Annotated in this window: 11 protein-coding genes, 1 other RNA gene and 3 pseudogenes; 8 read left to right on the forward strand and 7 right to left on the reverse strand. The window is 71.7% G+C overall.

The annotated features are described in order from the left end of the window. Nucleotides 1–58: 58 nt before the first annotated feature. The 3 genes and pseudogenes from IE97_RS43750 to IE97_RS0114905 all read left to right on the forward strand — a co-directional run. Nucleotides 59–838: pseudogene (locus IE97_RS43750) on the forward strand (serine/threonine-protein kinase); the annotation flags it as partial. Between the two features lie 27 nt (nucleotides 839–865). Beyond that, nucleotides 866–1582, forward strand: a pseudogene (locus IE97_RS43755) (3'-5' exonuclease); the annotation flags it as partial. A gap of 194 nt (nucleotides 1583–1776) precedes the next feature. Further along, nucleotides 1777–3024, forward strand: coding sequence for an NADH:flavin oxidoreductase/NADH oxidase family protein (locus IE97_RS0114905; protein ID WP_030238564.1), 1248 nt, complete (start codon nucleotides 1777–1779; stop codon nucleotides 3022–3024). A gap of 318 nt (nucleotides 3025–3342) precedes the next feature. On the opposite strand, the gene rnpB is transcribed toward IE97_RS0114905, so the two are convergent. The 4 genes and pseudogenes from rnpB to IE97_RS0114920 form a co-directional block, all read right to left on the reverse strand. Continuing rightward, an RNA gene (rnpB, locus tag IE97_RS39305) (RNase P RNA component class A) lies at nucleotides 3343–3748 on the reverse strand. A gap of 115 nt (nucleotides 3749–3863) precedes the next feature. Then, nucleotides 3864–4643: pseudogene (locus IE97_RS43760) on the reverse strand (DMT family transporter); the annotation flags it as partial. 19 nt (nucleotides 4644–4662) lie between these two features. Next, complete coding sequence (locus IE97_RS0114915) at nucleotides 4663–5502, reverse strand: AraC family transcriptional regulator (RefSeq protein ID WP_030238572.1); 840 nt, start codon at nucleotides 5500–5502, stop codon at nucleotides 4663–4665. Between the two features lie 24 nt (nucleotides 5503–5526). Continuing rightward, a complete protein-coding gene (locus IE97_RS0114920; protein WP_030238576.1) occupies nucleotides 5527–6093 on the reverse strand; it encodes a Uma2 family endonuclease in 567 nt (188 codons plus the stop codon). A 133-nt stretch (nucleotides 6094–6226) separates the two neighbouring features. Here IE97_RS0114920 and IE97_RS0114925 point away from each other — a divergent pair, with 133 nt between their 5' ends. From IE97_RS0114925 to IE97_RS0114940, 4 genes are all read left to right on the forward strand, one after another. After that, nucleotides 6227–6982, forward strand: coding sequence for a MerR family transcriptional regulator (locus tag IE97_RS0114925; protein WP_030238580.1), 756 nt, complete (start codon nucleotides 6227–6229; stop codon nucleotides 6980–6982). After that, a complete protein-coding gene (locus IE97_RS0114930; protein ID WP_030238585.1) occupies nucleotides 6979–7557 on the forward strand; it encodes a hypothetical protein in 579 nt (192 codons plus the stop codon). The genes IE97_RS0114925 and IE97_RS0114930 overlap by 4 nt, the downstream gene beginning before the upstream one ends. Nucleotides 7558–7601: 44 nt before the next feature. After that, a complete protein-coding gene (gene yaaA, locus IE97_RS0114935) occupies nucleotides 7602–8384 on the forward strand; it encodes a peroxide stress protein YaaA (RefSeq protein WP_030238589.1) in 783 nt (260 codons plus the stop codon). A gap of 146 nt (nucleotides 8385–8530) precedes the next feature. Continuing rightward, complete coding sequence (locus IE97_RS0114940) at nucleotides 8531–9178, forward strand: bifunctional 4-hydroxy-2-oxoglutarate aldolase/2-dehydro-3-deoxy-phosphogluconate aldolase (RefSeq protein ID WP_030238593.1); 648 nt, start codon at nucleotides 8531–8533, stop codon at nucleotides 9176–9178. Here the strand turns inward: IE97_RS0114940 and IE97_RS0114945 are convergent. The 3 genes from IE97_RS0114945 to IE97_RS0114960 are packed head-to-tail and all read right to left on the reverse strand — an operon-like array spanning nucleotide 9153 to nucleotide 12286. Next, nucleotides 9153–10664, reverse strand: a complete 1512-nt coding sequence (locus IE97_RS0114945) for a bifunctional RNase H/acid phosphatase (protein WP_030238597.1) — start codon at nucleotides 10662–10664, stop codon at nucleotides 9153–9155. The two genes, IE97_RS0114940 and IE97_RS0114945, sit on opposite strands and share 26 nt — an antisense overlap. A gap of 18 nt (nucleotides 10665–10682) precedes the next feature. Then, entirely contained in the window at nucleotides 10683–11426 is a 744-nt protein-coding gene (locus IE97_RS0114950) for a zinc ribbon domain-containing protein (RefSeq protein WP_078603248.1), read from the reverse strand. Next, nucleotides 11423–12286, reverse strand: a complete 864-nt coding sequence (locus IE97_RS0114960) for a Nif3-like dinuclear metal center hexameric protein (protein ID WP_030238603.1) — start codon at nucleotides 12284–12286, stop codon at nucleotides 11423–11425. The genes IE97_RS0114950 and IE97_RS0114960 overlap by 4 nt, the downstream gene beginning before the upstream one ends. Nucleotides 12287–12483: 197 nt before the next feature. Between IE97_RS0114960 and IE97_RS0114965 the strand changes: the two genes are divergently transcribed. Further along, nucleotides 12484–13863: a hypothetical protein gene (locus IE97_RS0114965; protein WP_030238606.1), complete on the forward strand. Its 1380-nt coding sequence runs from the start codon at nucleotides 12484–12486 to the stop codon at nucleotides 13861–13863. The last annotated feature ends 49 nt before the right edge of the window (nucleotides 13864–13912 follow it).

The raw sequence follows: 13912 nt of genomic DNA on the forward strand, positions 1-13912 counted from the left end.
GATCAGTAAGTAGGCTGTACGGTCCTGCAAACTTTGCGGGAGTCATGGGGGATGTGCGGTGAACGGCGCGACTCTGCCTTTACGAATAGGCCCGTACCTGGTCGAGCGGCGGCTCGGCTCGGGCGGGATGGGAGAGGTCTACCTCGCCTACTCCGTCGCGGGTGAACCGGTCGCCGTGAAGGTGATCCGGCCGGACCGTACGGATCCGCACACCCGCGCTCGTTTCGAGCGCGAGGCGACGATCGCACGGACGATCTCGGGAACGGGCCGTGTGGCCCGTTTCATCGACGCGGATCCCTTCGCCGAACAGCCTTGGCTGGCCATGGACTACGTCCCCGGCCGCCCCCTTTCCGACGTCGTGAGGGATCAGGGTCCGCTGACCGCGCCACTCGTGGCGAGCCTCGGCGCGCTGCTGGCCGAAGGGCTCGCCGCCGTACACACCGCGGGTCTGCTGCACCGCGATCTGAAGGCGCAGAACGTCATCCTCAGCGACTTCGGCCCGGTGATCATCGACTTCGGCCTCGGCGCCTTCTTCGGGGCGTCCAAGGGGTCGCTCACACAGGCCGGCGCGGTCATCGGCACGGTGCGCTGCATGCCGCCCGAACAGGCCCTGGGCGAGCTGGACGTGACGCAGGCAGCCGACGTGTACGGATTGGGCACCGTACTCCTCTACTCGGCGACCGGGCACTACCCGTACGACGGCGCCCGCTGGGAGGCGGTTGCCGCGCAGGTGGTCAACTCCGAGATCGGCCCCGACCTGTCCGGGCTGCCCGACGAACTGGCTCCCGTCGTGACGGCCATGCTGGCGCACAAGGCGGAGGACCGCCCCTCCTTGGAGGAGGTGACCCGGCAGTGTGCCGATCTCCAGCGGATCTACGACCGGCAGGTCACCCTCTCCACCGTCGGCGTCAACATCCGCGGACGCTCCTCGAAACTGACGCTCAGCTACCGCACCACCCAGGAGATCCTCGACCAGGCGGCCAAGGTCGTCCACGGATCCGCCTACGACGACCTCGACGACGGCACCGACACCCTCGACGGCTACCACTCCCTGCTGCGCGGCCCAGCGCCTGAGTTCATCGCCTGCGCTGACTGGACCGACGAGATCGCCCGGCTCGCCGAAGCCCTCAAGCAGTGGCGCGCGGACATCACCCAGCCCACCGAGGACGGCACCGCGCGCGACCCCAGCGGCACCATGGCCGTCTGCGTCGCCGACGGTGACATGGCCGGCCGTGTCGCCGCCGACCTTGAGATGAAGCACGGCATCACCACGGCGACCCTCACCAAGGACGGCCCGCAGGGCGGCGGCGAGGTCCACATCGGCACGATGCACCGCTTCAAGGGGCTTGAGTACCAGAAGCTCGCGGTCATCGGCGCGAGCGACGGCATCCTCCCGCGCACCGCCCTCATCGAGAAGTACGAAACGACCGACCCCAAGCGGTACGAACGCGAACTCAAGAAGAGCCGCAACCAGCTCTTCGTCGCCACCACCCGAGCCCGCGACGCCTTGCGCATCTCGTGGCACGGCAAACCCAGCCCCTTCCTGCCCTTGCAGGGGAAGACAGGCAGCAGGCCCGGGTAGAGGTGGTGTCCCGCTGCGACTGTCCGGCCGGTCCGCCGACACCCGGTGTCAGAACGGCGACACCGACAGGCGACGACTCGCGGGCTACCAGCCCCCTCCCGCCTTCACGTGACGATCCGCCGACCGGCACTGCCCGACGAACCCGTCCCCCAGCCGACCCCTGCCGACGCCGCCCACACCGAAGAAGAGCCCGTATGAACACGCTGGACACCCCCCTCACTCTCCCGAACGGCCAGGTACTGGCCAACCGCCTGATGAAGTCGGCGCTTAGCGAGGCGCTGGGAAACAAGAACAACGCACCCGACGAGCGCCTCGGCCGTCTGTACTCCACATGGAGCCGAGGCGGCTATGGCCTCATGATCACCGGCAACGTCATGATCGATCGCGAACAGCTCGGCGAACCGGGCAACATCGTCATTGAGGACGAACGTGATCTCGACGCGCTCTCGCGCTGGGCCAAGTCGGCCCAGAACTCGGGCGGTGTGATCTGGGCACAGCTCAACCACCCCGGACGCCAAGCCAATCCTTTTGCACTCGGACACACGCCGGTGGCCCCCAGCCCCATCCCGACGAAACTGCCCGGTGCCACGACGCCGCGCGAACTGCGACCGGCAGAGATCGAGGAGATCATCGAGCGCTTCGCCACGGCCGCGGCCGTGTGCGAGACGGCCGGCTTCAACGGCGTACAGGTGCATGGGGCTCACGGGTATCTCATCTCGCAGTTCCTGTCACCCCTGGCGAACCGGCGCGAGGACGACTGGGGCGGCGATCCGGAGCGGCGGATGCGTTTCGTCCTCGAGGTCGTCCGCCGCGTCCGCGGCCGCGTCGGGCCCGGCTTCGCAGTGGGCATCAAACTCAACTCGGCGGACTTCCAGCGCGGCGGATTCACCGAGGACGAGTCCCAGGCCGTGCTGGCCGCGCTCGCCGACGAAGGCATCGACCTCATCGAGGTCAGCGGCGGTACTTACGAGTCCATGGCGATGAGCGGCTCGGCGGCCCCCAGTACCAGGGCACGCGAGGCGTACTTCCTGGAATACGCCCGTACCGTTCGCAAGCTGGTGGGCGACATCCCACTCGCCGTCACCGGCGGATTCCGCACCCGCGACGCCATGCGGCGTGCCGTAGAGGCCGGCGAATGCGACGTGGTCGGCATCGGCCGGCCGGCGATCACCACGCCGGACGCGGCCCGGCTCATCCTCGAAGGGCAGACCGAGGCACTCACGGCACGCCAAGTGCGCTACGGCATGAGAACCCTGCTGGGCAAAATCGCCGACCTCAAGACCCTGGACGGGGTAATGGACATGAGCTGGCACACTGACCAGATACATCGTCTCGGGAACGGCCTGCACCCCGACCTGAATCGCGGCAGCCTCGCAGCCACCGTCGCGATGGTTCGGCGAAACAGGCGCACCTCGTTCCGCACCAAGCGAAGCGGGTCATGAGCGTCTGCGCCTTCAACGGGCTGGAGACCACGCTCGCCGCCGTCACCGCGGCGGCCAGGACCGCTCGATCTCTTCCAGGTGATTGCGCCGGCGGGAGAGGCCGTCGAAGTCGCAGCGGGGCCAGGGATGCGGCGCGTCAGACAGGCTGCCCGGCGTCCAACAGGGCGGGCACGTTGACATTGACCCACCCTTAATGCCCGAAATACCCAGATCTGCCGCATGGGTGGTGGGACAGGGGCACCAAGACTCGGACCCGAATTCCCGGACAGCTTGTTCCGTGAGGAATCATTGCCTCTGAACTGCGGAAACGTAGAGCGGCAGACGAGTCGGGCTGTACGCCGGGTTCTGTTCCCGGGGTTCCTCGCGGAGCCCCGGGCGACGGCCATCCATCTAGGACCGGCGTTGCCGCCGGCCTCGTGCGGTCTACCCGCGGACTCGGGCGGGCAGCCCTCGGTCGTCCGCGCAGAAACACCGGAGTGTTTCCTCTTGACCTTGCTCCGGGTGGGGTTTACCTAGCTGCCCAGGTCACCCTGGGCACTGGTGGTCTCTTACACCACCGTTTCACCCTTACCCAGCACCGAGGTGCTGGGCGGTTTGCTTTCTGTGGCACTGTCCCGCGGGTCACCCCGGGTGGCCGTTAGCCACCACCCTGCCCTGTGGAGCCCGGACGTTCCTCGGGGAGCTCCCCGTCAGGGGGACTCCACGCGGCCGTCCGCCCGGCTCGTCTGCCGTGTGGACCATGGTACCCGGCGTGGCGAAGGCTTCGGCGCCGCCGCCGTGGCCAGGACCGAGCCCGCCAGGATCAGGGCGAAGGCGGCCAGCACCGTCGGGGTCAGGTGCTCGTCGAGGAAGACGGCGCCTGCCGCCACCGCGACCGCCGGGTTGACGTACGTGATGACCGACGCGCGGGCCGGACCGGCCTCCTTGATCAGTTCCAGGAAGGCCACGAAGGCGATGGCCGTGCAGACGACGCCGAGTGCCGCCAGGGCGGTGAGGGTCTCGGGCGAGGGGAGGGCGGCGGGGCGGGAGGCGATGGCCGCAGGGGCGTAGACCAGGGCGGCCAGCGCCAGGCAGGGCGTGATCAGGTGCAGGGTCGGGACGTTCTTGAGGTGGCGGCTGGCGATCAGGGGGGCTGTGGCGTAGCCGACGACCGTCAGCAGCACCTCCGCGAGCGAGAGGGCGTCGCCGCCCGTCAGGTGCGGGACGGTGAGGACGCCCACGCCCGCGAGGCCCAGCGCGAGTCCGGTGATCCGGCGGGTGCCCAGCGGCTCCGCCTGGCCGAAGAAGCGGGACAGCAGGACACTGACGATCGGTACGCCCGCTATCAGCAGGCCCGCGGTGGAGCTGGAGAGGTGGCGTTCGGCGTCGGTCAGGGTGTACCAGGGGCCGACGATCTCGATGACGGCGAACGCCAGCATCGGCTTCCAGTGCGTCCGCAGGGTGCGTATCAGGCCCGGCTGGCGCAGGGCGAAGGGGAGGAGGAGGGCGGCGCCGAGCGCGCAGCGCGCGAACACCACCGCCGAAGGAGACAGTTCGTCCACCGCCACCTTGATCATCAGGTAGGGGACGCCCCAGATGACTCCCATCAGGGAGAAGAGGAACCAGCCGCGTGCAGTCATGCGCCGAGTCTCAGGGGTCTCAGCCCGCCGTGTCTTGAACGCTGTTGCGGTACGCCGCCGGGGTCACGCCCAGCACCCGGCGGAACCAGCGGGTGAGGTGCGCCTGGTCGGCGAAGCCGACGAGGCCGGCGACCTCGGCGGGGCGCAGGCCGGCTTCCAGGAGGCCGCGGGCTTTGGCCACGCGGTGCTGGGCGAGCCAGGCGTACGGCGGTAGACCCATCGTGGTGCGGAAGGCGCGGAGGAGCTGGTAGCGGGACAGACCGAGGTCGGTGGCGAGGGCGGCCAGGGAGGGGGGATCGAGGAGTTCGTCGGCGAGGCGGTCGCGTACGGTCCTGGCGATGTGGTCGGCGCCGGGCAGCGTGTCCGTGCTCGCCCGGGCCGTGGAGTGGCGGCGGGCGAGGGCCGTGAGCAGCCAGGGCAGCCGGGACTCGGCTTCCAGGGGGTCGGGGCAGGTGCTGATGTCGGTGTGGGCGGCGCGGAGGGCTGCGGCCAGGTCCGGGTCGTGCAGGACGGGGTCGCGGAAGTGCGGGAGGCCGCCGAGGGAGCCGTCGGTGAGGAGGGACGGTTCGGCGTAGAGGGCCTGGTAGGCGTAGCCGTCGGTGGCGGCCGGGCCGCCGGTGTGCGTCTCGCCCGGTTCCAGGACGACGATCGAGCCGGGGTAGGAGTGGATGCGACCGCCTCGGTAGGCGATGACCTCCGAGCCGCCGACCGTGACGCCGATGGTGAACTCGTCGTGGGCGTGGGGCGCGTAGACGTGCTGGTCGAAATGGGCGGTGAGGAGGTCGAGGGGTGGGCCGGAGCGGCCCAGGCGGGCCCTGGTCCACCGGGTCTGTTCTCGTGTCCCTTGCCGTGTGCTCACCTCGTACCCCCCGCCCACAGGGGATCAGAGGAAGTCGGTGGTGTCCAGGTCGAAGGCGAAGGGTTCCGGGAGAGTGAGCGGTCCGCCGAAGGCCGTGGTGTGGGAGCGGAGGTAGTCGCCCTTCTCGGGTTCTGTGAAGAGCGTTGTCGCGGAGGCGTCGCGATCGACGAGCAGGTAGAGGGGGATGCCGCCGCGGGCGTAGCAACGGCGTTTGGCCCCGCGGTCGATCTCCGGCCTGGTGAAGGTCACCTCCAGCACCATGGTGACTCCCGCAGAGGGCATCCAGGGCGGCGCGCCCCGGAAGAGCTGTGGGGCGCGGGCAACGACTGTGCCATCGGGGATCACATGGTCCTGTGGTTGTCCGACCGCGTTCTTCAGCTTCAGTCCCTTGTTCCCGGAGAACTGGACGTCGAAGTCGCAGCGTTGGTGGAGCTGGTTCACGATCCGGCTGATGCAGTGCTCGTGGTGACCGTCCGGCAGTGAGGTGAGGACGAATTCGCCCTCCACCAGTTCGGCGCGGAAGCCCTCCGGGGTGTCCAGTTCGACGAACCAGTCCAGGAGGAGCTTCTGCGTGTACGGGTCTTGTGCCATGGCGAGGTGCTTCCCTTCCGCGATCACCGATCAGGCTGGGGCACGTCGCGGTTCAGGTACGCGGGTTCCGTGATCGCTTCCCTCGATCGTGGTCTCTTGACCTTGCCGTAACGTCAACGTCTTCACTGGTCCCATGCGGATCGGAGAACTCGCCGCCGTCGTCGGTGTCACGACGCGGGCCGTGCGGCACTACCACCATCTGGGGCTGTTGCCCGAGCCGGAGCGGCTGGCCAACGGGTATCGGGAGTACGGGTTGCGGCACGCTGTCGTGCTGGCGCGGATCCGGCGGCTGACGGAGCTGGGGCTGGGGCTCGCCGAGGTGCGGGACGTGCTGGCGGAGGACGCCGGGAAGGACCTCGTCGAGGTGCTGACCGAGCTGGACGAGGATCTGGCGCGGCAGGAGGAGGCGATCCGGGAGCGGCGGGCACGGTTGCGGGTGCTGCTGGAGGCGGAGGGCGGGGTGCCGGCCGAGGGGCCGGTGTCGCCGGAGCTGGCCGCCTTGTTCGCCGGGACCGCGCATCTGTCGGACTCGCCGATGGCCGCGAAGGACCGCGAGATCATCGCCTTCCTGGAGACGGCCATGCCGGAGGGCGCGCGGGAGCAGCTCGTGTCGTCGGTGGGTGAGGTTTTGGGGAGTCCGGAGGCCGTGGCGCGGGCCCATGAGGCGTACGCGCTGCTCGACGCGCTGGCCGGTGCCGAGCCGGATGATCCGCGGGTCGCCGAGGCCGCTCGGCTCCTTGCCGACTGCATTCCCCCGGGGCTGTTCCCGGACGCCGGGGACCTCGATCCGGGCCACAGCGTGCTGCGGGCGTTCTACGACGATCTCGCTCCGGCGCAGGCGGAGGCCCTCCGCCGTACGCTGCGGATCCTCGCGGAGGAGCGGCGATGAGGGTCGCGCGGCGGCTGGTCGTGCACGAGGTGCGGCTGCTGGTGAGCCTCGTGCTGTGGGTGGTGCGGCGTACGCGGGGGGCGGGCGGCGGGCGGGCCTTCGGGTATGCGCGGGGGCAGGGCGCCATGATGGCCGGCTTCGCGTTCGTGTGTGTCGTGGAGACGGTGGCTTTGTCCGTGCTGCTGCGGGACTGGCCTGCCGTGCACGCCGTCTTCCTTTTCCTGGACGTGTACGGCGTGGTCGTGGTCGTGGCGTTGCATGCCGCGTCCGTCGTGCGTCCGCATGTGCTGGACGTGGAGGGGGGTGTGCTGCGGATCCGGCGGTACGTGCATGTCGATCTGCGGGTGCCGTTGGAGCGGATCGCGTCGGTGCGGCGCGAGCTGCGGATGTCGCACGAGCGGGCCGACGGTGAGCTCGACGTCGAGGTGGGGTCGCAGACGACCGTCACGCTCGAGCTGACGGAGCCTGTCACGCACCTCACCTTCCTCGGGCGCCGTCGCGATGTGCGGGTCGTCCGGTTCCACGCCGATGACGCCGACGGGCTCGTGCGTGCCCTGGGAGGGGCGCGGGTCTGAGCTCCCCGTACGCTGTCGGCTGCGGTTCGATCGAAGGAGTACGCGTGCTTGTCCTGCTGCCGCCGTCCGAAGGTAAGGCGTCGTCCGGTCGTGGTGCGCCGTTGAAGCCGGAGTCGCTGTCGCTGCCGGGGCTCGCCGAAGCCCGGGAGGCGGTCCTCACCGAGCTGGTCGAGCTGTGCGCCGGTGACGAGGACAAGGCGCGTGAGGTGCTCGGGCTGAGCGAGGGGCTGCGGGGGGAGGTCGCGAAGAACGCGGAGTTGCGTACGGCGGGGGCGCGGCCCGCCGGGGAGATCTACACCGGGGTGCTGTACGACGCCCTGGGGTTGGCGTCCCTCGACACGGCGGCGAAGAGGCGTGCCGCGCGGTCGCTGCTGGTGTTCTCCGGGTTGTGGGGTGCCGTGCGGGTGACGGACCGGATTCCCTCCTACCGGTGTTCGATGGGGGTGAAGCTGCCGGGTCTGGGGGCGCTGGGCGCGCACTGGCGTACGCCGATGGCGTCGGTGCTGCCCGAGGCCGCCGGGGACGGGCTGGTGCTGGATCTGCGGTCCGCCGCGTACGCCGCCGCGTGGAAGCCGAAGGGTGAGGTGGCCGGGCGGACGGCGTCCGTGCGGGTGCTGCACGCGCCGACGAGGAAGGTCGTCAGTCACTTCAACAAGGCGACGAAGGGGCGGATCGTGCGCAGCCTGCTGACCGCCGGGGCCGATCCGAAGGGGCCGGCGGAGCTGGTGGAGGTGCTGCGGGATCTCGGGTACGAGGTGGAGGCGGAGGCTGCCGCGAAGGCGGGGCGGGCCTGGTCGCTGGATGTGCTGGTGAGCGAGGTTCACTAGCGAGACCGTGCGGGGTTCACTGGCGAGACCGTGCGGGGTTCACTGGCGAGACCGTGCGGGGTTCACTGGCCAGACCGCCGCGCATCGCGTTGCAGCATGCGCAATGAGCTTTGCATATGTTGCTGGGGCGGCGGCAGGATACCGCCATGACCTCTGCTCCGCCCGCGTCCGTGCTGGATCTCGCGCCCGTCGTCCCCGTCGTCGTCATCGAGGACGCGGGCCACGCCGTGCCGCTGGCGCGGGCGCTGGTCGCCGGGGGGCTGCCCGCGATCGAGGTGACGTTGCGGACGCCGGCCGCGCTGGACGCTATCCGGGAGATCGCCCGGGAGGTGCCGGACGCGGTGGTCGGCGCCGGGACGGTGATCAGCCCGGGGCAGGTCGGCGACGCCGTGGCCGCGGGGGCCCGTTTCCTCGTCAGCCCGGGCTGGACCGACGTACTGCTGGAGGCGATGCGGGGGTCCGGGGTGCCGTTTCTGCCGGGGGTGTCGACCACCTCCGAGGTCGTGGCGCTGCTGGAGCGCGGGGTGCGGGAGATGAAGTTCTTCCCGGCACAGGCCGCGGGCGGTACGGCGTATCTGAAGTCGCTGTCCGGGCCGCTCCCCCAGGCCCGGTTCTGCCCCACGGGCGGGATCGGTCCGGCCTCCGCGCCGGACTACCTGGCCCTGCCCAACGTCGCCTGTGTGGGCGGGAGCTGGATGCTGCCGTCCGACGCGGTCGCGGGGCGCGACTGGGGCCGTATCGAGGCGCTGGCCCGTGCGGCGGCGGGGCTCAGCGCAGGTGGGACGTGTCGTTGAGGAGCCGGACGCTGGCGTTGCCGTCCGCGTAGTACGCGACGACCGACAGGGACGCGGCCGACAGTTCCATGCGGAACAGGGACTCCGGCGGGGCTCCGAGGGCGAGCCGGACGAACGTCTTGATCGGCGTCACGTGCGTGACGAGCAGCACGGTGCGGCCCGCGTACGCCGAGATCAGCTTGTCGCGGGTGGCGGCGATCCGGGTGGCGGTCGCCGCGAAACTCTCGCCGCCTCCGGTGGGTTCGGCCTCCGGGGAGGCCAGCCAGGCGTTCAGGTCGTCCGGGTACCGCTCGCGCACCTCGGCGAAGGTGAGTCCCTCCCAGGCGCCGAAGTCCGTCTCGCGCAGTCCGTCGTCGATGCTCACGTCGAGGCCGAGCCGGGCCGCGACGATGCCGGCCGTTTCCCGGGTGCGGGTGAGGGGTGACGACACGATCGCCTGGATCGTGCCGCGCCGGGCCAGCAGAGACGCTGCCCGTTCGGCCTGTTCCCGGCCGGCGTCGGAGAGGGAGGGGTCGGTGCCGCCGCTGCCGGAGAAGCGCTTCTGGGGTGTCAGCGGGGTCTCGCCGTGGCGCAGCAGGACGAAGGTGGCGGGGGCGCCCATGTCGGCGGGGGCCCAGCCGGGGGCGGCCGAGCTGAGGGTGGCCGAGCCTGGGGTGGACGAGCCGGGGGTGGCCACGGCCCTGGCGGCACGGGTGTCGGCGTCGGCCTTCGCGGCCCCGTCATGCGTGTCGGCGTCGGTTTCCCCCACGCGCCCGCCGACCGCGGTCTTTCCGGCGCCTGCGCCCGACTCGGCGGCGCCCGCCTCGGATTCGGCGGCGCCCGCGTCGGACTTCGCGGCTTCGCCGCCCGGCGGGTTCGTCGCATCAGAGGCGGCGGCGAGGGCGGTGTCCGTCGCTGAGCCCGCCGGCGCGGCGGCGTGTCCCTGAGCGAGAGCCTCACGCACCCGCGCCGCACCCGCGGCCGCGTCGCCGGGCGGGGCCGGCGGGGCACCGGCCCCGCGGGCCTGATCGACCCCGGCGGCATGACCGGGGCCCGCGTCCAGCTCAGCCGTCGACTCGGCCTCCGACCACTGCTCGCCCCTGGCCCCGGCGTCCATCGCCTCGTTGGCCAGCCGGTCCGCGTGCTTGTTCCGCTCTCGCGGGATCCACTCGTACGTCACCCGCCCGGGTGGGAAGACCCGGGCCGCGTCCGACGCCAGCGGCTTCATGTCGGGGTGCTTGATCTTCCAGCGGCCCGACATCTGCTCGATGACGAGCTTGGAGTCCATCCGGACGTGGACGGTCGCGTCCGGATCCAGGGCATGGGCGGCGCGCAGGCCGGCGAGGAGGCCCCGGTACTCGGCGACGTTGTTGGTGGCGACGCCGATGTACTCGGCGGTCTCCCGCAGCGTCTCGCCCGTCGCCGCGTCGCTGACCACGGCCCCGTAGCCCGCGGGCCCCGGGTTGCCCCGCGACCCGCCGTCGGCCTCGACGATGAACTCCCGCACCGGACAGGCTCCCCGGGACTAGAGACCGGACTCGGAGGTGCGCACCAGGATGCGGCGGCAGTTCTCGCAGCGCACGACCGTGTCGGGTGCCGCGTTGCGGATCTCGTTCAGCTCGGTGATGGCGAGCTCCTGGCGGCAGCCCTGGCAGCTGCGCGCGTACAGCTTGGCCGCGCCGATGCCGCCCTGCTGCTCGCGCAGCTTGTCGTAGAGCTTGAGCAGGTCGGCGGGCACGGACCCGGCGATGACCTCGCGTTCCTTGGAGACGGTCGCGATCTCGCCGTCGATCTCCTCGAGGGCGGCGTCGCGGCGGGCGGTCGCGTCGTCGACCTTCGCCTGGACGGAGGCGACCCGGTCGGTCAGCTCGGCCACCCGCTCCTGCGCGGACTCCCGGCGCTCCATGACCTCGAGCACCACGTCCTCCAGGTCGCCCTGCCGCTTGGCGAGCGAGGCGATCTCGCGCTGGAGGTTCTCCAGGTCCTTGGGGGAGGTGACGGCGCCGGAGTCCAGGCGCTGCTGGTCGCGGGCGGCGCGCTGACGCACCTGGTCCACGTCCTGCTCGGCCTTGGTCTGCTCGCGGGCGGTGTCGCTCTCCTCGGTCTGCGCGGCCACGAGCAGGTCGCGCAGCTGGGTGTGGTCCTTGGTCAGCGACTCGATCTCGGCGTGCTCGGGCAGCGACTTCCGCTTGTGCGCGAGCTGCTGCAGGCGGACGTCGAGATCCTGGACGTCGAGGAGTCGGATCTGGTCGGCGGGCGCGGCGTTCAGTTCGGGGCTCCCAGGGGGTCAGAAGTGGTTGAGGCCGCGTGAGCGGTCCAGGGGTCGGTGACCGTCTTCGAGACGTGCACGCGCAGGTCCCATCCGTGCCGGTCGGAGATCTCGTCGAGCTGGCTCGCGGCCAGCTCGCACCAGGGCCACTCGGTGGCCCAGTGCGCCGCGTCGAGCAGCGCGAGGGGGCGGGGGGCGACAGCCGCCGTGAACTCTGACGCCGGGTGGTGGCGCAGGTCGGCCGTGAGGAAGGCGTCGACACCGGCCGCGCGTACGTGGTCGAAGAGGCTGTCGCCGGAGCCGCCGCTGACGGCGACGGTACGCACCAGCGCCTCGGGGTCGCCGGCGACCCGGATGCCCTGCGCGGTGGCGGGCAGGCACTCGGCGGCGCGGGCGGCGAACTCGCGGACGGTCAGCGGGTGGTCCAGCGCGCAGACGCGGCCCAGGCCCCGGCGGCCCTCGGGATCGGTGGGGTCCGGGACCAGCGGCCCGGTGATCCTGAGGTCCAGGGCGCCCGCGAGGGCGTCGGAGACGCCCGGGTCGGCGGTGTCGGCGTTGGTGTGGGCGACGTGCAGCGCGATGTCGTTCTTGATGAGAGTGTGGACGACCCGGCCCTTGAAGTGCGTCGCGGCGACGGTCGTGGTGCCGCGCAGGTAGAGGGGGTGGTGGGTGACGAGCAGGTCGGCGCCCAGCTCCACCGCCTCGTCGACGATCTCCTGGACCGGGTCGACGGCGAACAGGACCCGCGTGACCGCCTGGTCCGGGTCACCCGCGACCGTACCGACCGCGTCCCAGGACTCGGCCCGCTCGGCGGGCCACAGGGTCTCCAGCGCGGCGATGACTTCAGACAGACGGGGCACGGGTGCAAGGCTACCCGCCTGATCTGTGGCGTTGAACCGCCACCGCCCCCGTCGGCCGGCTCTCGCCCCGAGCAGCACAAAAGCCCCCTTTCCCTCAGACGAATCGTTCCTGGAACACCCTTATGTGTGAAGCCGGGAGCCGTCGCATTCGCCGCCCGCGTACGAAAACTACGTTCGTCACTGGAGGTGACCGAACGATGACAGCGTGTGCGATCGAACCTTCGGCGGGTCACGAGGACGGAGCCGCGCCGACGGGATGCACGCTCAGCGCGGACGGCGCCTACGCCGCGCGCCTCGCGTCGGCCGGCGGGTCCTGGTTCCCGGAGCGCTGGACCCTGGACGGCCCCGAGCCGTATGCGGTGCCACTGCCCCGCAACCAGCCGGAGGAGCCGGGCACCGAGGTGCAGCCGATGGGTGACGGGCGGGTGCTCATCCACCGTCTGGTGGCCGGGCGGCACGCGTTCTCGCTGCTGTATCCGACCGGGCCCGGAACGGGCGAGCTGCCCCTGGGTGCGGTCGAGTGCCCGGCGGGCACGACCCGGCTGCGGCTGCTGCCGCCCGCCCCCGGCGGCGAGAAGGCGTACGCGCTGGCCGTCGGGCCGCGTTCCACGACGGTGTGGCTGGTGGCGGGCGGCGGCTTCGGACCGGAGCGGCTGGCGGAGTTGCCCGGCCGCTGCTCGGGCGGGGTCTGGCTGGACCGTACGGAACGGCTGCTCGCCCTGGACCGGGAGACCGGTGGGCGCACCAAGGCCGTCGTGGTGGACCTGGAGCGCGGTGGCGAGGTGTCGCCGCTGCTGCAGATCGCCGCCTGCAGCGACGACCGGCTGCTGCTCGCCGACCACGACAGCGGGCTGCTGATCGTCCGCTCGGACGCGCCCTCGCCGGGGCAGGAGCGGCTGGGCTGGGGGGTGCTGGGCAGCACGCTGCCGGTGCGCTTCCCGGAGTGCCTGCGGTTGCGGGGCTGCACCGTCACGCCGTTCGCCATCCAGCCGGGGCAGGTGCTGACACCGGAGAGCTGCGCGGTGGCGCTGCGCGTCGACGGGCCTGCGGGCAGCTGGATCGGCGTGTGGCGGCCGGCGGAGCGCCGGGTGCACCATCTCCCGGCGCCCGAGGGGTGGCTGGCGGGCACCGGCCTGTGGACGCCGGACGGGGTACTGCGCCTGCCGTACGTGACACCGGTGGTGCCGTGCGGGGTGGCGCAGATGAGCCCACCGGCGGCTTCGGCCGTACCGCCGGAAGCGGGTGCGGCGTCGCCGCACGGCCCGGACCCGGGGAAGGAGCCAGGGAGGGGGCCGGTGCGGGAGCCGGGAAAGGAGCCGGTGCGGCCACCTGTGCGGAGGCCGGTGCCGAGGCCGGTGCGGGAGCCGGACGGGCTGACCGCCGGCACGGTCGTCGGCACGGCCCCCGCCCCGGGACACCCCCCGGAACCCGCGCCCCCGGAGCCGGCGCACTCCGTGCACCCCTCGGGGCCGGAACACCCCGCCTCGCCAGCCCGTCCCGCTCAGCCTCCGGCCCCCTCCACTCCACGTCCGGTCCCGCTGCAACAGGCCCCGTTGGGAGGGCTTGTAACGAAGTAGTGCCGGTTGGTTGGCCGCCTGGATCGGAGGTGCGGGGTGCCGGTTAGAC

Origin of the sequence: Streptomyces sp. NRRL S-455 (assembly GCF_000717875.1) — a bacterium.
In the GTDB taxonomy this organism is placed as follows: Bacteria; Actinomycetota; Actinomycetes; order Streptomycetales; family Streptomycetaceae; genus Streptomyces.